This window comes from Paracidovorax valerianellae (genome assembly GCF_900102625.1).
GTDB lineage: Bacteria > Pseudomonadota > Gammaproteobacteria > Burkholderiales > Burkholderiaceae_C > Paracidovorax > Paracidovorax valerianellae.
Genome location: NZ_FMZC01000008.1, coordinates 61,282 through 77,243, shown reverse-complemented (window position 1 = coordinate 77,243; position 15,962 = coordinate 61,282). Strand labels below are relative to the sequence as shown.

At 66.2% G+C, this 15,962-nt stretch carries 15 protein-coding genes; 8 read left to right on the top strand and 7 right to left on the bottom strand.

Annotated elements, in window-relative coordinates; all coding sequences use genetic code 11:
• Positions 1 to 210 precede the first annotated feature (210 nt).
• Positions 211 to 396, top strand: coding sequence for a hypothetical protein (locus tag BLT03_RS13715; RefSeq protein ID WP_092744330.1), 186 nt, complete (start codon positions 211 to 213; stop codon positions 394 to 396).
• A 38-nt stretch (positions 397 to 434) separates the two neighbouring features.
• Entirely contained in the window at positions 435 to 2,645 is a 2,211-nt protein-coding gene (locus tag BLT03_RS13710; RefSeq protein ID WP_092744329.1) for a phosphocholine-specific phospholipase C, read from the top strand.
• 170 nt (positions 2,646 to 2,815) lie between these two features.
• Here the strand turns inward: BLT03_RS13710 and BLT03_RS13705 are convergent, their stop codons facing one another.
• Positions 2,816 to 3,652, bottom strand: a complete 837-nt coding sequence (locus tag BLT03_RS13705; RefSeq protein ID WP_092744328.1) for a substrate-binding domain-containing protein — start codon at positions 3,650 to 3,652, stop codon at positions 2,816 to 2,818.
• 87 nt (positions 3,653 to 3,739) lie between these two features.
• Positions 3,740 to 4,711 (bottom strand): Bug family tripartite tricarboxylate transporter substrate binding protein, encoded by a 972-nt coding sequence (locus tag BLT03_RS13700; protein ID WP_092744327.1) that lies wholly within the window; start codon positions 4,709 to 4,711, stop codon positions 3,740 to 3,742.
• Between the two features lie 108 nt (positions 4,712 to 4,819).
• On the opposite strand from BLT03_RS13700, the gene BLT03_RS13695 reads away from it, so the two are divergent.
• Entirely contained in the window at positions 4,820 to 5,728 is a 909-nt protein-coding gene (locus BLT03_RS13695) for a LysR family transcriptional regulator (protein ID WP_092744326.1), read from the top strand.
• Positions 5,729 to 5,782: 54 nt separating this feature from the next.
• Here the strand turns inward: BLT03_RS13695 and BLT03_RS13690 are convergent, their stop codons facing one another.
• Entirely contained in the window at positions 5,783 to 6,247 is a 465-nt protein-coding gene (locus tag BLT03_RS13690; protein WP_245711387.1) for a GAF domain-containing protein, read from the bottom strand.
• Positions 6,248 to 6,581: 334 nt separating this feature from the next.
• On the opposite strand from BLT03_RS13690, the gene BLT03_RS13680 reads away from it, so the two are divergent.
• Positions 6,582 to 6,923, top strand: a complete 342-nt coding sequence (locus BLT03_RS13680) for a hypothetical protein (protein WP_092744324.1) — start codon at positions 6,582 to 6,584, stop codon at positions 6,921 to 6,923.
• A gap of 108 nt (positions 6,924 to 7,031) precedes the next feature.
• Here the strand turns inward: BLT03_RS13680 and BLT03_RS13675 are convergent, their stop codons facing one another.
• The 3 genes from BLT03_RS13675 to ppsR all read right to left on the bottom strand — a co-directional run bounded on the left by BLT03_RS13675 (position 7,032) and on the right by ppsR (position 8,946).
• Positions 7,032 to 7,346, bottom strand: coding sequence for a hypothetical protein (locus BLT03_RS13675; protein WP_139160395.1), 315 nt, complete (start codon positions 7,344 to 7,346; stop codon positions 7,032 to 7,034).
• On the bottom strand, positions 7,343 to 7,999 hold the full coding sequence (locus BLT03_RS13670; protein WP_092744322.1) for a hypothetical protein: 657 nt from the start codon (positions 7,997 to 7,999) through the stop codon (positions 7,343 to 7,345). The genes BLT03_RS13675 and BLT03_RS13670 overlap by 4 nt, the downstream gene beginning before the upstream one ends.
• A 125-nt stretch (positions 8,000 to 8,124) precedes the next feature.
• Positions 8,125 to 8,946, bottom strand: coding sequence for a posphoenolpyruvate synthetase regulatory kinase/phosphorylase PpsR (ppsR, locus tag BLT03_RS13665; protein ID WP_092744321.1), 822 nt, complete (start codon positions 8,944 to 8,946; stop codon positions 8,125 to 8,127).
• Between the two features lie 222 nt (positions 8,947 to 9,168).
• Here ppsR and ppsA point away from each other — a divergent pair, with 222 nt between their 5' ends.
• The 4 genes from ppsA (at position 9,169) to BLT03_RS13645 (ending at position 14,703) form a co-directional block, all read left to right on the top strand.
• Positions 9,169 to 11,559, top strand: a complete 2,391-nt coding sequence (gene ppsA / locus BLT03_RS13660; RefSeq protein WP_092744320.1) for a phosphoenolpyruvate synthase — start codon at positions 9,169 to 9,171, stop codon at positions 11,557 to 11,559.
• 19 nt (positions 11,560 to 11,578) lie between these two features.
• Positions 11,579 to 11,971, top strand: a complete 393-nt coding sequence (locus tag BLT03_RS13655) for a DUF4212 domain-containing protein (protein ID WP_092744319.1) — start codon at positions 11,579 to 11,581, stop codon at positions 11,969 to 11,971.
• Positions 11,964 to 14,069, top strand: a complete 2,106-nt coding sequence (locus tag BLT03_RS13650; protein WP_092744318.1) for a VC_2705 family sodium/solute symporter — start codon at positions 11,964 to 11,966, stop codon at positions 14,067 to 14,069. The genes BLT03_RS13655 and BLT03_RS13650 overlap by 8 nt, the downstream gene beginning before the upstream one ends.
• Before the next feature lie 145 nt (positions 14,070 to 14,214).
• Positions 14,215 to 14,703: a hypothetical protein gene (locus BLT03_RS13645; RefSeq protein WP_092744317.1), complete on the top strand. Its 489-nt coding sequence runs from the start codon at positions 14,215 to 14,217 to the stop codon at positions 14,701 to 14,703.
• 114 nt (positions 14,704 to 14,817) lie between these two features.
• Here BLT03_RS13645 and BLT03_RS13640 read toward each other — a convergent pair whose 3' ends face one another.
• Positions 14,818 to 15,897, bottom strand: a complete 1,080-nt coding sequence (locus tag BLT03_RS13640) for a TIGR03118 family protein (RefSeq protein ID WP_092744316.1) — start codon at positions 15,895 to 15,897, stop codon at positions 14,818 to 14,820.
• Positions 15,898 to 15,962: the final 65 nt, after the last annotated feature.

Below are 15,962 nucleotides of genomic sequence, written 5' to 3'. Positions count from 1 at the left end.
CGCAAAGCGGCCCTTCGAGGCCGCTTTGTGCTTTCTGGCATCGACCAGCGGGCGCCGCCGTCATCCGGCTGACATGGAGCAGGCAGATCATTCGGGTTGCGGATTCGTGCTTTTTTGCACTTTTCTGTAAATGGACTGATTGCCGGGGTTTCGGGCCTCGGCGCAGGCCGACCCGTTTCAGATCACCCCCTCGACCCGCGAGAACGCCCCATGACCCTCACCGATGCAGCCCTTTCATCGCGCCCCCGCTGGGCGCGGCAGTTCCTTGTGCTCCTGGCCGGTTCGGCGTTGGCGCTGGCCCTGGCGGGCTGCGGCGGAAGCGGTGGGGGCGGCGCCTCCACCGACGCCCCTGGCGCCCCCGGCGCCGAGAAGCCCCAGTTGCGCTGCGCCCCTTGAGCGCCCGCGTCTCCCGTCGAACCCACGCAAAGAACGCCATGACCATCGATACCCGAAAGCGCAAGTTCCTCCAGGCCGCCGCCGGTACCACGGCCTCCGCCGCCGCCCTGAGCCTGTTTCCGCCCAGCATCCGCCGTGCGCTGGCCATTCCGGCCAACCACCGCACGGGCACGATCAATGACGTCGAGCACGTCGTGATCGTCATGCAGGAAAACCGCTCCTTCGACCACTACTTCGGCACGCTGCCCGGCGTGCGCGGCTTCGGCGACCGGTTCACCATTCCGGTGGCGGGCGCGCGCAACGTGTGGCAGCAGCTGGACAAGAACGGCGCCCCCGTGCTGCCCTACCACCTGGACCAGAAGGCCGGCAACGCGCAGCGCGTGAGCGGCACGCCCCACAGCTGGGTCGATGCGCGCAATGCCTGGGACCGTGGCCGCATGCAGGAATGGGCGCGCTACAAGCAGCCCCAGTCCATGGGCTACTACACGCAGCAGGAGGCACCGTTCCAGTTCGCACTGGCCGAGGCCTTCACGGTGTGCGATGCGTATTTCTGTTCGCTGCACGGCGGCACCAATTCCAACCGGCTCTTCCACTGGACCGGCACCAACGGCGCCACGGGTCCGTCGGGCCGCGTCGTGGTGAACAACGCCTGGGACGAGCTGGATTCGGACACCGACATCCGCACCGGCGGCTACGACTGGACCACCTACCCCGAGCGGCTGCAAAAGGCCGGCGTCTCGTGGATGGTCTACCAGAACATGCCCGACAACTTCACCGACAACCCGCTCTTCGGCTTCACCCAATACCGCCAGGCCAACCTCGCCTCGGGCAAGCCGGTCTACCACGACCGCGACGTGAACCCCGCCTACGACCCGGCCAGCGACAACACGGGCAACCCGCTCTACAAGGGCATCGCCAACACCATGCCTGACGGCGGCTTTCTCGGCACCTTCCGGCAGGCCGTGCTCAACGGGTCGCTGCCGCAGGTGTCGTGGGTCGTGCCGCCCGCCACCTATTCCGAGCACCCCGGCCCGTCCAGCCCGGTGCAGGGCGGCTGGTACGTGCAAGAGGTGCTCGATGCGCTGACCGCCAACCCCGAGGTATGGAGCAAGACGGTGCTGCTCATCAACTTCGACGAGAACGACGGCTATTTCGACCACCTGCCGCCGCCGTGCGCGCCCTCGCTCGATGCCAGCGGCAACAAGATCGGCAAGTCCACGCTGAGCGACCGCGACATGGCCTACGAGTACTACACGCACACCCCGGTCCCCGGTACCGGCATGCCGCCGCCCGACGGCGATTGCTACGGCCCGGGGCCGCGCGTGCCGATGTGGGTCATCTCGCCCTGGAGCCGCGGCGGCTGGGTGAATTCGCAGAACTTCGATCACACCTCCGTGCTGCGTTTTCTGGAAGCCCGCTTCGGTGTGCAGGAGCCGCAGATCAGCCCGTATCGCCGCGCGGTGTTCGGCGACCTCACCACGGCCTTCAACTTCGCGACGCCCAACGACGGGCCGCTCGCCACGCTGGCCGGACGCCGCACGCGGGACGATGCCGACGCCCTGCGCGCCGCCCAGGGCGCACTGCCGCAGATCGCCGTGCCCACGCCCCAGGCACTGCCGCAGCAGGCGGCGCAGGCACGCCCTTCGCGCGCGCTGCCTTACGAACTGCACACCAGCGCCCGGGCGGAGCCGGCCGCCGGAACGGTGCAATTGCTTTTCTCGAACACCGGGGCCGGTGCGGCCGTCTTCCATGTGTACGACCGGCTGCACCTGGACCGCGCCCCCCGCCGCTACGTGGTGGAGGCCGGCAAGCAGCTCGACGACCGCTGGAACGCGGGCACCGACGATGCCGGCGCGTACGACCTCTGGGTGCTGGGACCCAACGGTTTCCACCGCAGCTTCGCCGGCCAGCTCAATGCGCTGCGCGCGCCCGGTGTGCCGCAGCCCGAGGTTCGCGTGTGCTACGACATCGCCAGCGGCAATGTGCACCTGACGGTGATGAACACGGGCGCGGCCGATGCCGTGCTGCGCGTGGAACCCTTGGCCTATCGCAAGGACGGCCCCTGGACCGCCACGGTCGCGCCGGGGCAAACGCAGGACCTGCAATGGGACCTGGGCGGCAGCGCTCACTGGTACGACTTTCAGGTCACTTGCAGCGCGCTGCCGGGCTTTGTCCGCCGCTTCGCCGGGCGGGTGGAGACCGGCCGCGACGGCATGAGCGACCCGGCCATAGGGCAGGGCGGCCGCTGACCGGCCGGAGTGCTTGCGCTGGCTCTGCCGGGACGGTGGCAGAGCCTGCGCGGTTCAAAGCGCAGTTCGGCTTTTGCTATTAAATTAATAGCCATACACCGGCGTATTGATTGCGCTGGAGGCCGATTTGATGCTGATCGGGTGTGCGCGATCCTCCACGGATCGCCCGCTCAGCGAGCGCCCGCAGGCTCCATGCCCGTGCTCCGCACGATCGGGGCCGCGGCCGGTGCCGCCAGGAAGCGGATCAGGTGGCGCGCCGCATCGGGGTTGTGCGCACCCACGGCCACGCCCGCCGCGAAGAAAACGCGCTGCTGCACCTCGTCGGGCAGCGGGCCGACGAATTCCAGGTCCTTGAAGGGCAGCAGTTCGCTGACTTGCTGAAACCCCAGTTCGGCATCGCCCCGCAGCACCACCGCGCCGACACGTTCGCTGTAGATCTTGGTGGCCTTGCCCTTCATCGCTTCGGCCACGCCCAGGCGCGGGAAAAGCTCGTTGGACAGATAGGTGCCGCTGGCGCTGGCGGAATAGGCGATTGACTTGGCGTCCAGCAGCGTCTGCTTGAGCGCCGCCACGCTGCTGATGTCCGGCTTCGGGGTGCCTTTGCGCACGCTCATGCCGATCATGGAGCGGGCCAGGTCCACGCGGCTGCCCGGCTGCACCTTGCCCTGCGCCGTCAGATCGTCCAGCCCCGAATCCGCCAGGATGACGATGTCGAACTGCTCGCCCCGCGCCATGCGGCTGGGAATCGAGTCCGGCGCGTTGCCCAGCGAAGCGCCACGCGCCGTGACCACCGTGTGGCCGGTCGCCTGCTCGTACAGCGGGATCAACTGGTCGTAGGCGGCCGAGAAGCCGCCCGAAGTGACGACACGGATCTCCGCGGCCTGCGCGCCGGGCGGCGTGGCGCCTCCGAGCGCCAGTCCCAGGCCCAGTGCGGTGCCCAGCAGCGCGCGCAGCAGGCTGCGCCGGGCAGCCTTGGGCGCCGCCGTGAACGGTGTTTCGAGTGGCATGTGCTTTAGCTCCTGCTTTTTTATGGGGAGGCGACCGGGCTGGCGCCTCGGTCCGCCTCGGTTCGCTTCAGTCCGTCTCAGTCCGCCTCAGTCGGCGGTGATCTTGCGTTCGCGGATGATGCGGCCCCACTTGGCGTGTTCGGTGGCGATGAACTTGCCGAGTTCTTCCCGGCCCGTGGGGCTGGCGGTCTGGCCGTGCTTGAGCAGGTTGTCGCGCACTTCCGGCGTGTTGAGCACCTTGACGATCTCCGTGTTCCAGCGGTCCAGGATCGGCTTGGGTGTCTTGGCCGAAGCGACGAACGCATACCAGTTGGTGGCGTTGAAGCCCGGGTAGGTCTCGGCCACGGTGGGCACGTTGGGCAGGTAGGCCGGACGCGTCAGCCCCGTGGTGGCCAGTGGAATGAGCTTGCCCGATTCGATGTGCGGCAGGGCCGAAGGCGGGGCCGCATAGAACGCGGTGACCCGGCCGCCCAGCACGTCCTGCAGGGCCGGCGCGCCGCCCTTGTAGGGCACGTGCAGGGTGTCGATCTTGGCCACGTCGTTGAGCAACTCGCCCGCCAGGTGCGCGGCAGAGCCGGGGCCGGTGGAGGCGTAGTCCAGCTTGCCGGGCTCCCGCTTGGCCTTGGCCACGAAATCGGCGAGCGTCTTGATGCCGGTTTCGGTGGGCACCACCAGCACGTTGGGAAAGGTCACGCCCATGGTGATCGGCGCCAGATCCTTGAGCGGGTCGTACGACACCTTCATGAAGTGGGGCGAAATGCTCAGCGGCCCGATCGAGCCGAACAACAGCATCGACCCGTCGGCCGGACCGTTCGCCACCTGGGCATGGGCCAGGTTGCCGCCAGCGCCGGGCTTGTTGTCCACCACCACGCTCTGGCCGATGTTCTCGCCCAGCTTCTTGGCGATGATGCGGGCCGCGATGTCGGCCGAGCCTCCCGCCGCGAAGCCGACCACCAGCGTCACTGGCTTCTTGGGCGGGAAGTCCGGGGTCTGGGCGGTGCTGGCAAGGGGGAGGGCGGCGGCGAGGAAAGTGGCCGCGAGGAGGGGGCGTCGTTGCATGTGTCGTTTGTCTCTGGTTGGGCCGCCGGGTCGTTGCCCAGCGATCAGGGCGCCATCCTAGGCGGCACGCAATAATTCGTAAATTGCAATTTATGAATCGACTATTGCATGCAAAGCATCAAATTCGACTTGAAGGAGCTGCAGGCTTTCGTGGTGACTGCGGACCATTCCAGCTTTCGCCAAGCCGCCCAGATCCTGTGCCTGTCGGCCCCGGCCTTGAGCCGCCGGATCGAGCGGCTCGAAGCCGCACTGGGCGCGCGGCTTCTGGAGCGCACCACTCGGCGCGTCGAATTGACGGCGGCAGGCCAGGAATTCCTGTGCGAGGCTCGTATGGCTTTGAATGGGCTGGACGAAGCGGTCCAGCGTTTCAGCGACCAGGTGCAGTTGCGTGGAGGGCGCGTGACCATCGCCTGCGTGCCTTCGGTGGCCAACCACCTTTTGCCGCGCGTGCTCAAAGCCTTCGCGCAGGCGCTGCCCGACGTGCAGGTGCATGTGATCGATGAAAACGCCCAGCAGGTCCTGGAGGCGGTCGCCCGGGGCGAGGCCGATTTCGGCCTGAGCTTCACGGGGACGCAGGAATCCGCTTTGCAGTTCCAGCCCCTCACGCGCGAGCGGTATGTGCTTGCCATGCCCCGCAGCCATGCCTGGGCGGCACGTACCGAAGTGCGCTGGGAAGAGTTGGCGGGGCAGCGTCTGGTGTCCGTGTCCAGCCGCAGCAGCAACCGCCTGCTGCTCGATCAGGCCATGGCCGAACTCAAGCACCCGCCCGTTGCCTGGTACGAATGCAACCACGTCACTGGCGCACTGGCGCTGGTGGGCGAAGGGCTGGGGCTGGCAGCGCTGCCGCAACTGGCGCTGCCGCCCGAACATCCCCAGGTCTGCGGCGTGCCGCTGACCGATCCCGAGCTGTGGCGCACCCTGGGGCTGCTGCAGCGCCGGTCCCGCGAATTGAGCCCGGTGGCGGATGCCTTGCGCCAGCGCCTGCTGCAGATGCACGCCGTGGCGGCAGCTGTCTGAAACCCTGCCAGCGGATCACGCCTTCGCCGAGAGTTCGTGCGCGGTAGCTTGCGGCTAGTGCCCCAAATCGGTCGGCGCCAGCCTCGCGGCCAGCAAGCTGGCCGTGTAGCGCAGGCGGTCGATGTCCGCGTCCACGCAAATGCTGCGGCTGAAGCAGCACAGCGTGCCGTAGATCGCGCCTCCCGACAGGCGAACGGGCGTGCTCAGGTGCGTGCCGATGGGGAAGCCGGGGTCCGGCGCTTTGCCGGACGCGATGTAGGCCGCGGCATCTTGCATCCGCTCCGGCAAGCGGCCTTCGACCACCCGCTGGCACCAGCTTTCTTCCACCGGGTCGGACATGCCGGCCTGCAGCAGCGTGAAGTCGGGCGCGTTGTCCACCGCCATGAAGGTGCGGCGGCCGTTGGCGATCTGCGAGACGAAGGCGACGTCCATGCCCAGGCGCGTGCGCAGCAGCTTCAGGACTTCCGGGACGGCAGCGGGCAGGTCCGGATCTGCGGAGTCGCTGGTAGCGACCAGCAATTCCTAAATGGTGACGTCCAGGTCGTCGGGGTCGTAGTCCAGAAACATGGGCGCCAGTCTAAGTGCTCGACCGAAGGCGTTGGATCGACACGGCCTGCTTGAGAATTGTTCTCATATACTGCGCCTTTAGCCAGCTATGCGCCAGCCCCACCGGGTCCGGCGCGACGAGCCAGCCCTTTCGTTTCTTTCCGATCCAGGCCTGCGTGATTTCGCATGGCGTACCCGCCTCCGCGCGCTCGTCGTGTGGCAGTCGCGGACTGAGCGGCTGCTGCTCCAGGGCATGCGGCGTGTTCGATGCCAGCCTGGTCTCTCGCAATCCGAAGGAGGTTGACCCATGGCTGCCGACACATCCCGCCCCGACGCCGAAACCCATAGCGACGAGGAATACCGCCTGCCTTGCACCGAGGCGCTGCTGGCCAGCACGATGGCGCTCATGACGGGCCACGCGCACACGGCCGAGGCGCCCTACCGCGATGCCATGGCGCGCAAGATCATCGTGAATCTGCAGGCGCTTTCGCAGATGCCTGGGCTCACGGAGCACTTCCGCACGATGCTGCGTGGGCTGCAGACGCACTGGGCGCCGAAAGCGGAACGGCATGCGACGACAGCGGAGAACCGTGACATCAAGCCTCGTCCTGAATCCCTTTGGCACACGGCGCCAGAGGCGGTGCAGTGACCTGGGTGTTGGATGCCGCAGGAGATATTCCATCCATTCCACAGTAGTGGATGCGTCGCATGGAGGGGCTGGTGCGACTGTTTAAAGCGGGCTACAGCCTCATTCAACTCATCCGAGGATCTTGAGCGCCAGGAGTGCAAGGCCGAGAAGAATGAGTACCGCGGGCAGAACACGGCCGCTCGGCTTGGACGATTTGACCGCTATAGCTATCTGCGCAATGGCAACGAGAGCAAAAATCGCGCTGGCGGCTACCGTGGAATTGCCTGTTCCATTTTCGATGGCATTGGCGGGAATTGAGGGGTCCATTTCCTGCATGAAACCATATTTGTCCCCAGGTAGTAGCGCCATCACCAACAAGCCGAAGATGGACCCTGCGTGAATAGCGATGCGAAATAATTTATTCATGATTGGTGAACCGCTCATTCCATCAGGCTGCTGAATCGAGGCCAGAAATTGACGATGAAATTTCCGTAACTGGTGTTTTGTTTTATCTGTTCGAGAGATAAGCCCATGCCTCTGTTGTAGCGAGCTCCGATGACGCGGACCTGTTCCATATCCAGGGGAAAGGCGTATTGGTCATGATCGGCCAGTTGCCTCAAGTGCTGCGCCACGACGTCGATATTGAAAACATCCCGTTGGAGGCAATTCGCCAAGCCCCTGGATTGGGTAACTGACATATCGGAAGCCGGAATTCCCATCGTCTCGCCAGCCGTGCGGATTTGAATGCTGACCGAGCCAAATGATGTTTTGTTGGGATGGCGTGTGATCGCCAACTTATCGATGGCCGGAGGTCCGCTCCAATCAAACGAACGGACTTCAAAGGCAATGCGATCTATGAAATTGGGATCGCCGCCCACTTCGATCCAGCAGACGCCAGCCAGCAATGGGGCCGGGAGCCGATGTTTCGTGGCGGCTTCCAAAATATTTTGCTTGTTGTGGCGAACCCAGGCGTCCTTGAAATTCTGAATGTATTGCCGCCCACCACCGATGCGGTCCGGAATCAGTTTCCATGCGAATAGATCAATCAGACCCCAGGTGGGGGAATTATTTGATGTGCGGCACTCGATATCAGCCATGGCTCTCCCTTTTTTATAAGCCAGTCACGCGGCAGTTTCATAAAAACTGCGGCGGATGATCGGCGAATAATAACGGGACGCTATTGTTGGCCCAGTCGAATATGGCGTTCGGCGGGGCTTTTCAATTAATAAACCAGCCGCTCCGGCCGCACCTCTTGCAGGATCGTGGTGGCGATCTCTTCGATGCTCTTGGTGGTCGTGGACAGCCAGCGGATGCCCGCACGCCGCATCATCGCCTCGGCCTCGGACACCTCATTGCGGCAGTTGTCCAGCGCGGCGTACTTGGAATTGGGGCGCCGCTCGTTGCGGATCTGCGAGAGCCGCTCGGGCTGGATGGTCAGTCCGAAGATCTTCTTGCGGTGCGGCTCCAGTGCAGGGGGCAGCTGGCGCCGTTCGAAGTCTTCGGGGATCAACGGGTAGTTGGCCACTTTCAAGCCGCATTGCATGGCCAGGTACAGGCTGGTCGGCGTCTTGCCGCTGCGCGACACGCCCACCAGGATCACGTCCGCGCCGGCCAGGTCGCGGTGGCTCTGGCCGTCGTCGTGGTCCAGGCTGAAGTTGATCGCCTCGATGCGGTCGGTGTATTCCTTGCTCAGGCTCACGTCCGAAAAACGGCCCACCCGGTGGTGCGATTTGGTGCCCAGTTCGGTCTCCAGCGGGCGGATGAAGGTGCCGAACATGTCCAGCAGCATGCCCTTGCAGCCTTCCTGGATCACGCGCAGCACGCCCATGTTTACCAGCGTGGTGAAGACGATGGGTTTTTTCCCCTCGACCTCGGCCGTGTGGTTGATCTGGCGCACGGCCTGGTGGGCTTTGTCCTCGGTGTCGATGAAGGGCAGGCGCACGTGGCGCGGCTTCATGTCGAACTGGGCCAGGATGGCGTTGCCGAAGGTTTCAGCCGTGATGCCGGTGCCGTCGGAGATGAAGAAAACGGTGCGCGTGTGCATGGGCAGGGGTTTCCGAAAAGTGGAAGAAGGCCGTCAGCCGGCTGCCAGCGCGGCCGCGCAGGGCGAGCCTACAATGGCGCCCATTATCCAAATTCCCACCATGCACACCCCCGGCGGCCCACAACCACAACAACCAAGCCAAACGCCGTGCATGGGCGCTCGCCCGCGATTGCTCTTCTGGAGCGCAGGCGCAGACCCAGTTTCAACTTCTGGAGCTATCCCATGTCTGCACTCTTCAACGCGACCGCCCTGGTCGTTCCGTTTGAAAACCTGAGAATGACCGATGTCGAGTCGGTAGGCGGCAAGAACGCCTCCCTCGGCGAGATGATCTCCCAACTGCCCCAGGGCGTTCGCGTTCCCACGGGCTTCGCCACCACGGCGCACGCCTTCCGGCAGTTCCTGGCGCATGACGGACTGGCGGACAAAATCAGCAAGCGCCTGGCCGCGCTCGATACCGAAGACGTGCGCGCCCTGGCCGCCGCCGGTGCCGAAATCCGCGCCATGGTCGAGGCCCAGCCTTTCCCGGCAGACCTGCAGCAGGCCATCGCTGAAGCCTTCGCCACACTGTCCGAAGGCAATCCCCAAGCCAGCTTCGCCGTGCGTTCGTCCGCCACGGCGGAAGACCTGCCCGACGCCTCGTTTGCCGGCCAGCAGGAAACCTTCCTCAACGTGGTCGGCATCGACGACGTGCTGCACAAGATGAAGGAGGTGTTCGCCTCCCTGTACAACGACCGCGCCATCAGCTACCGCGTGCACAAGGGCTTCGCGCACGACGTGGTCGCCCTGTCGGCCGGCGTTCAGCGCATGGTGCGCTCCGACCTCGGCGCGGCCGGCGTGATGTTCACCATCGATACCGAGTCCGGCTTTGACCAGGTGGTTTTCATCACCAGCAGCTACGGCCTGGGCGAGACGGTGGTGCAGGGCGCCGTGAACCCCGACGAGTTCTACGTGCACAAGCCCATGCTGCAGGCCGGCAACAAGGCCGTAATCCGCCGCAACCTGGGCTCCAAGCTGGTGCAGATGGTGTTCGCCTCGGCCGAGGAAAAGGCTGCCACGGGCAAGCTCGTCAAGACGGTGGACGTGGCGACCGAGCAGCGCAACCGCTTCTCGCTCTCCGATGCCGACGTGGAGCAACTCGCCCACTACGCGCTGGTGATCGAGCAGCATTACGGCCGCCCCATGGACATCGAGTGGGGCAGGGACGGCACCGACGGCCTGCTCTACATCCTGCAGGCTCGCCCCGAGACGGTGAAGAGCCAGTCCAAGGGCCAGGCCGAGCAGCGCTTCAAGCTCAAAGGCACGGGCACCGTGCTGGCCGAGGGCCGCGCCATCGGCCAGAAGATCGGTACGGGCCCCGTGCGCCTGGTGAACGACATTGCCGAGATGGACAAGGTCCAGCCCGGCGACGTGCTGGTGACCGACATGACCGACCCCAACTGGGAGCCCGTGATGAAGCGCGCCAGCGCCATCGTCACCAACCGCGGCGGACGCACCTGCCACGCGGCCATCATCGCGCGTGAACTTGGCATTCCGGCCGTGGTGGGCTGCGGCGATGCCACCAGCCTGCTGAAAGACGGCACCCTGGTGACCGTGAGCTGCGCCGAGGGCGACACCGGCAAGATCTACGACGGCCTGCTGGAAACCGAAGTGACCGAAGTGCAGCGCGGCGAAATGCCCAAGATCAGCACCAAGATCATGATGAACGTGGGCAACCCGCAATTGGCCTTCGACTTCTGCCAGTTGCCCAATGACGGCGTGGGCCTGGCCCGGCTGGAGTTCATCATCAACAACAACATCGGCGTGCACCCCAAGGCCATCCTGGACTACCCCGCCGTCGATGCCGACCTGAAGAAGGCCGTCGAATCGGTGGCGCGCGGCCATGCCTCGCCCCGTGCGTTCTACGTGGACAAGGTCGCCGAAGGCGTGGCCACCATCGCCGCGGCCTTCTGGCCAAAGCCGGTGATCGTGCGCCTGTCGGACTTCAAGAGCAACGAGTACCGCAAGCTCATCGGCGGCAGCCGCTACGAGCCCGAAGAAGAAAACCCGATGCTGGGTTTCCGCGGCGCGGCGCGCTACATCAGCGCCGACTTCGGCGAGGCCTTCGCGATGGAGTGCGACGCCATCAAGCGCGTGCGCGGCGAGATGGGCCTTACCAATGTGCAGGTGATGGTGCCCTTCGTGCGCACGCTGGGCCAGGCCGACAAGGTCACCCAGTTGCTGGCCAAGCATGGCCTGCAGCGCGGCAAGGACGACCTCAAGGTCATCATGATGTGCGAGGTGCCCAGCAACGCCGTGCTGGCCGACGAGTTTTTGCAGTATTTCGACGGCTTCTCGGTCGGCTCCAACGACCTGACTCAGCTCACCCTGGGTCTGGACCGCGATTCGGGTCTCGAACTGCTCGCGCAGGACTTCGACGAACGCGACCCCGCCGTGCTGGCGCTGCTCTCGCGCGCCATCGCGGCCTGCAAGGCGCAGGGCAAGTACGTGGGCATCTGCGGCCAGGGCCCCAGCGACCACCCGGACTTCGCCGAGTGGCTGGCCAAGGAAGGCATCTCGTCGATCTCGCTCAACCCCGACAGCGTGATCGCCACCTGGCAGCAACTGGCCCGCTGACGGCCCCGGTCCGGCCACCATGCCCACGCGCCCACCGGCGACCGAGGAGCAAGGGGCCGGGCATCTGTTTCCGCCCGATCTGCACGACGCCCGCCACCTCTGGCTGAAGGCGGGCCTGCTGCTGGTGTGGGCGGCGGTGTCCTTCGGGGCCTGTTATTTCGCCCGTGACCTGCAGGTCATGGTCGGCGACTGGCCGCTGGGGTACTGGATCGCGTCGCAGGGCGCGGTGCTGGTGTTCATCGGCATCGTGGCGATCTACTGCGCGGCGATGAACCACTTCGAGCGGCAGGATGCGGCCAACGCCCATGCGGCAACGGTGGCCGATCCCGGTGCCGGTTTCAATCCCGATGCCGATGCGCTCACCGCCTTGAACACATCCTCGGCGGCCCACGGAGCCGACAGGCGTGGCTGACCGCTCCGGGGCCTCGGCGTCGCAGGCTGCCTACGGCCGGCGGCTGCGCCGCATTCTTGGGCTCTACGTGGCCGGGGTGATCGCGTTCCTGGCCATCATGGCCTGGGCCGAGCAGCGTGGTCTGTCGCGGCACTGGATCGGGCCTATCTTTCTGTTCCTGTCCGTCATGGTCTATGCGGCCATCGGCGTGTATGGGCGCACCACCGATGCCGACGAGTACTACGTCGCCGGGCGGCGCATTCCGCCCGTGTACAACGGCATGGCGGCGGCCGCCGACTGGATGAGCGCGGCGTCGTTCATCAGCCTGTCGGGCGCGCTCTATCTGCAGGGGTTCTCGGGCGTGCCGGGGCAGGCCGGCGGGCTGGCCTACCTGCTCGGCTGGACGGGCGGGTTCTGCCTCGTGGCGCTGCTCATCGCCCCGCACCTGCGGGCCATGAACCTCTACACCATCCCGGAGTTCTTCCAGGTGCGGTTCGGCGGGCGCTGGCCGCGCGTGATCGCGGCGCTCGCTGCGGTGCTGTGCTCGTTCACCTATGTGGTGGCGCAGATCTATGGTGTGGGCCTGATCGCCTCGCGCCTCACGGGCGTGCAGTTCGAGATCGGCATCATGCTGGGCCTGGGCGGCGTGCTGCTGTGCTCCTTTCTGGGCGGCATGCGTGCCATCACCTGGACGCAGGTGGCGCAGTACGTGATGGTGCTGCTGGCGTTCCTGATTCCCGTCTCGTGGCTGGCCTACAAGCAGTTGGGCAATCCCTTGGCACCGCTGGTGTACGGCACCCAGATCGGCAAGATCGCCAGCATGGAAGCCAGGCTGCTGGAAGACCCCGCCGAGCGCCAGGTGCTGGCCGCCTACCAGGCCCGCGCCAAGGACCTGCAAGCCCGCCTGCAGGACGTGGGTGCGGCGCTGGAGCACGAGCGCGAAGCGGCGCGCCAGCGCATCCGCCAGTTGCGCGACCAGAACGCCGATGTCGGCCTGATCGTGGCGGCCAGCCGCGAGCTGGCCACCATGCCGCGCGACGAAGAGGCGGCCCGCGAGCGCTGGAGCCGCGAGATGCGCGAAAGCGACGAGCGCGCCCGCCCGCTGGGCGGCCTGCCGCCGCACAGCCAGCCCTATGGGGGAGACCCCCAGGGCTCGCCCGAGGCGCAGCGGGCGTACGAAGACACGCGGCGCAACTTTCTCGCGCTGATGTTCTGCCTCATGGTGGGCACGGCGGGGCTGCCGCACCTGCTCACGCGCTACTACACCGTGCCCTCAGTGGCCGCGGCGCGGTCGTCCGTGGCGTGGTCGCTGTTTTTCATCGCGCTGCTCTACCTCAGCGCGCCGGCGCTGGCGGTGCTGGTGAAGTTCGAGGTCATGAGCAACCTGGTCGGCAGCCCGTTCGATGCCTTGCCCAACTGGATCGGGCAGTGGGCGCGGGTGGACACGGCGCTGCTGTCGGTGGAGGACGTGAACCGCGACGGCATCGTGCAGTTCGGCGAGATCCGGTTCGGGGCCGACCTGATCATGCTGGCCACGCCCGAACTCGGCGGGCTGCCCTATGTGATCTCGGGGCTGGTGGCGGCCGGGGGGCTTGCGGCAGCGCTTTCCACGGCCGACGGGCTGCTGCTCACCATCAGCAATGCGCTGGTGCGCGACCTGTACTTTCAGGAAAGCGGCCGCAAGGCCTCGCCCGAGCAGCGGGTGATTCTGTCCAAGTTCGCACTGCTGGCCGTCGCGCTGTTCGCCGCGTTCGTGGCGGCGCTCAAGCGATCGGAAATCCTGCCCATGGTGTCGGCGTCGTTCTCGCTGGCAGCTTCTGCTTTCGTGCCTGCGATGGTGCTGGGCATCTTCTGGCGAGGCGCCACGCGGCAGGGTGCGGTGGCGGGCATGCTGAGCGGGCTGGGCGTGACGGTGTACTACCTGCTCTCGCACGTGGAGGCGGTGCGGGCTGTGGTGCCGGCGGCGCTGCTGGCCAACGGGCTGTGGTTCGGCATCCAGCCGATCTCGGCGGGCGTGTTCGGCGTGCCGGTGGGGCTGGTGGCGGCATGGCTGGTGAGCCTGTTCACGCGCACGGCAGGCCCTGCACCAGCAGTGCCATCGCATTCGCCAGGGCTGTGATTTCGCCGCACACCGAAGGCATTGGCGGGCCGGCGAAGGGTTATGGATAAACCCGGATTCACAAAGCCGCCACTGCGTGCGACGCTGCGCTGACATCGGCCCGGGCGCATGCCCCCAACCGCCGCCGAGACCATCAGGGGGAACCGTGCTACTCGTCAAGACACCTGCAGGCCATCTGGCCCTCAAAGACCGCCATGGGACGCTCACGTCCCGGCAGCGTTCGGCCTTCATCCTCTTCGACGGCAAGCGCACGCTGGCACAGGTGCTGTCGGCCACCGCCGTGATGGGAATCACTCTGGACGACGTGCAGGCGATGGTCGGGCAGGGCCTGCTGGCGTTGCCCGATGGCACTGCGCCCGACCTCTCGGGTGCCGTGGCGCAGGGTTCATCTGGCGCTGGCGAAGGTGCTGCAGGCCTGCCGGCCAATTCGGGCCTGTCGCCCACCGAGCGTTACCAGGCCGCCTATCCCATCGCCACGGAAATCACCGCGAGCCTGGGCCTGCGCGGATTCCGTTTGAATCTGGCGGTGGAGGGGGCGCAGAGCTTCGACGACCTGGTGGTGCTGGCCCCGAAGATCCGCGAACTCGTGGGCGATGAAAAATACCGCCGTCTGGACCGGGCACTGTTCGGCTGACCGGTCCCAGGCCCCGCCCTGAACGTGGGAGCGGGGGTGCTGATCGGCACGCTGCGTGCCGTCTTCACAAGCCCGCCCGCAACGGCGATCCCGTTGCGGGCGGGGCCCTTTCGGTCAAGGCTGGATGTCGACCCGGCCGTACGCGCCGTTCACGCCCTTGTTAGGACCCGCCACGTAGAACAGCGTGTTCAGCGGTTGCTGATTCAGGCCGTTGCCGAACGCGATGCCGCGCACGCCGTCCACCTGCAGTGCCGTTCCGTCCTTCTGTGCCAATGGGCCTTTCCATTCGCCCGTTGCAGGGTCGAACGCCTGCAGCGTGCCGTCGCCTTCATTGGCGATGATCAGGCGGCTGCTGGCGCCGGAGAAATCGCCAGGGGCCTGGGCGATGCCCCAGGGCGCGTTGAGCTGGGCGCCGGGCGCGACGATGCGCTGGGCCAGCGTGCCATCGGTGTTGAAGGCGTTCAGCGCACCCAAGCCGGCGCCGGCCACGGCGTTGCGGCGGTTGCTGTCCTGCTGGGCATAGGTCACGTAGATCCGCGAGCCGACGGTCTGGATGCCGTAAGGCGCGTAGTTCGCCGGCAGCTGCGGGTCTGCGAAGTTGCCCGCCAGCTGGACCTTCTGGAACGTCGTGTCGAACACGTCGACCTTGTTGTTGCGAAAGTCGGTGGCGTAGAGGAAGTCGGCGCTTCCCCGGGTGGCCACGGCCAGGCCTTTGTACACGGCGCCTGCGCCGTCGCGGTACGTGACGATCGAATTGGCCAGGTCGGCGGCAGGGCTCCAGCCGGAGAGGCTGCCGTCTTCGCTGGAGAACACGAAGCGGCTGGGGCCCGTCACGCCGTTCTTGGTGACCGGAAAGCTGCTGTTGCCGCTGAAGATGATGCCGGTGGGGTTGGCCGGGGCGCTGCCGGCCGGGGGCACGGTGACCACCAGGGTCTGAGGCGTACCGTTGCCGTCGTACAGAGTGGACTTTTGCGTGCCGGTGGCCGTGACCCAGACGAAGCCGGTGGGATTGAAAGCGATGCCCCAGCCGTTCTTCAGATTGGCATCGGTCTGCGTGCCCGCGATGCTCCCGTCCGACACCACCGCTTTGGCCGTGAACGAGGTCACGGTCGGAGGAGAGTCGCTACCGCCGCAGCCCGCCAACACCAACGCCGTCGCCGGCACCGCACCCCACAGAATTTTTGAAATTTTCAAGTTCGCTCCAATTGGAAGATCGCAGTCATTTTTCTGCGGTCGTGAGTGCGCAAGGGGCGGGTAAA

Excerpts from the sequence above, each read along its gene's own strand:
- BLT03_RS13710 (WP_092744329.1), top strand. The coding sequence starts at position 435 with ATGACCATCGATACCCGAAAGCGCAAGTTCCTCCAGGCCGCCGCCGGT.
- BLT03_RS13675 (WP_139160395.1), bottom strand. The coding sequence starts at position 7,346 with ATGAGCGGTTCACCAATCATGAATAAATTATTTCGCATCGCTATTCAC.
- BLT03_RS13655 (WP_092744319.1), top strand. The coding sequence starts at position 11,579 with ATGCCCACGCGCCCACCGGCGACCGAGGAGCAAGGGGCCGGGCATCTG.
- BLT03_RS13700 (WP_092744327.1), bottom strand. The coding sequence starts at position 4,711 with ATGCAACGACGCCCCCTCCTCGCGGCCACTTTCCTCGCCGCCGCCCTC.
- BLT03_RS13680 (WP_092744324.1), top strand. The coding sequence starts at position 6,582 with ATGGCTGCCGACACATCCCGCCCCGACGCCGAAACCCATAGCGACGAG.
- BLT03_RS13705 (WP_092744328.1), bottom strand. The coding sequence starts at position 3,652 with ATGCCACTCGAAACACCGTTCACGGCGGCGCCCAAGGCTGCCCGGCGC.
- ppsA (WP_092744320.1), top strand. The coding sequence starts at position 9,169 with ATGTCTGCACTCTTCAACGCGACCGCCCTGGTCGTTCCGTTTGAAAAC.
- BLT03_RS13715 (WP_092744330.1), top strand. The coding sequence starts at position 211 with ATGACCCTCACCGATGCAGCCCTTTCATCGCGCCCCCGCTGGGCGCGG.
- BLT03_RS13670 (WP_092744322.1), bottom strand. The coding sequence starts at position 7,999 with ATGGCTGATATCGAGTGCCGCACATCAAATAATTCCCCCACCTGGGGT.
- ppsR (WP_092744321.1), bottom strand. The coding sequence starts at position 8,946 with ATGCACACGCGCACCGTTTTCTTCATCTCCGACGGCACCGGCATCACG.
- BLT03_RS13695 (WP_092744326.1), top strand. The coding sequence starts at position 4,820 with ATGCAAAGCATCAAATTCGACTTGAAGGAGCTGCAGGCTTTCGTGGTG.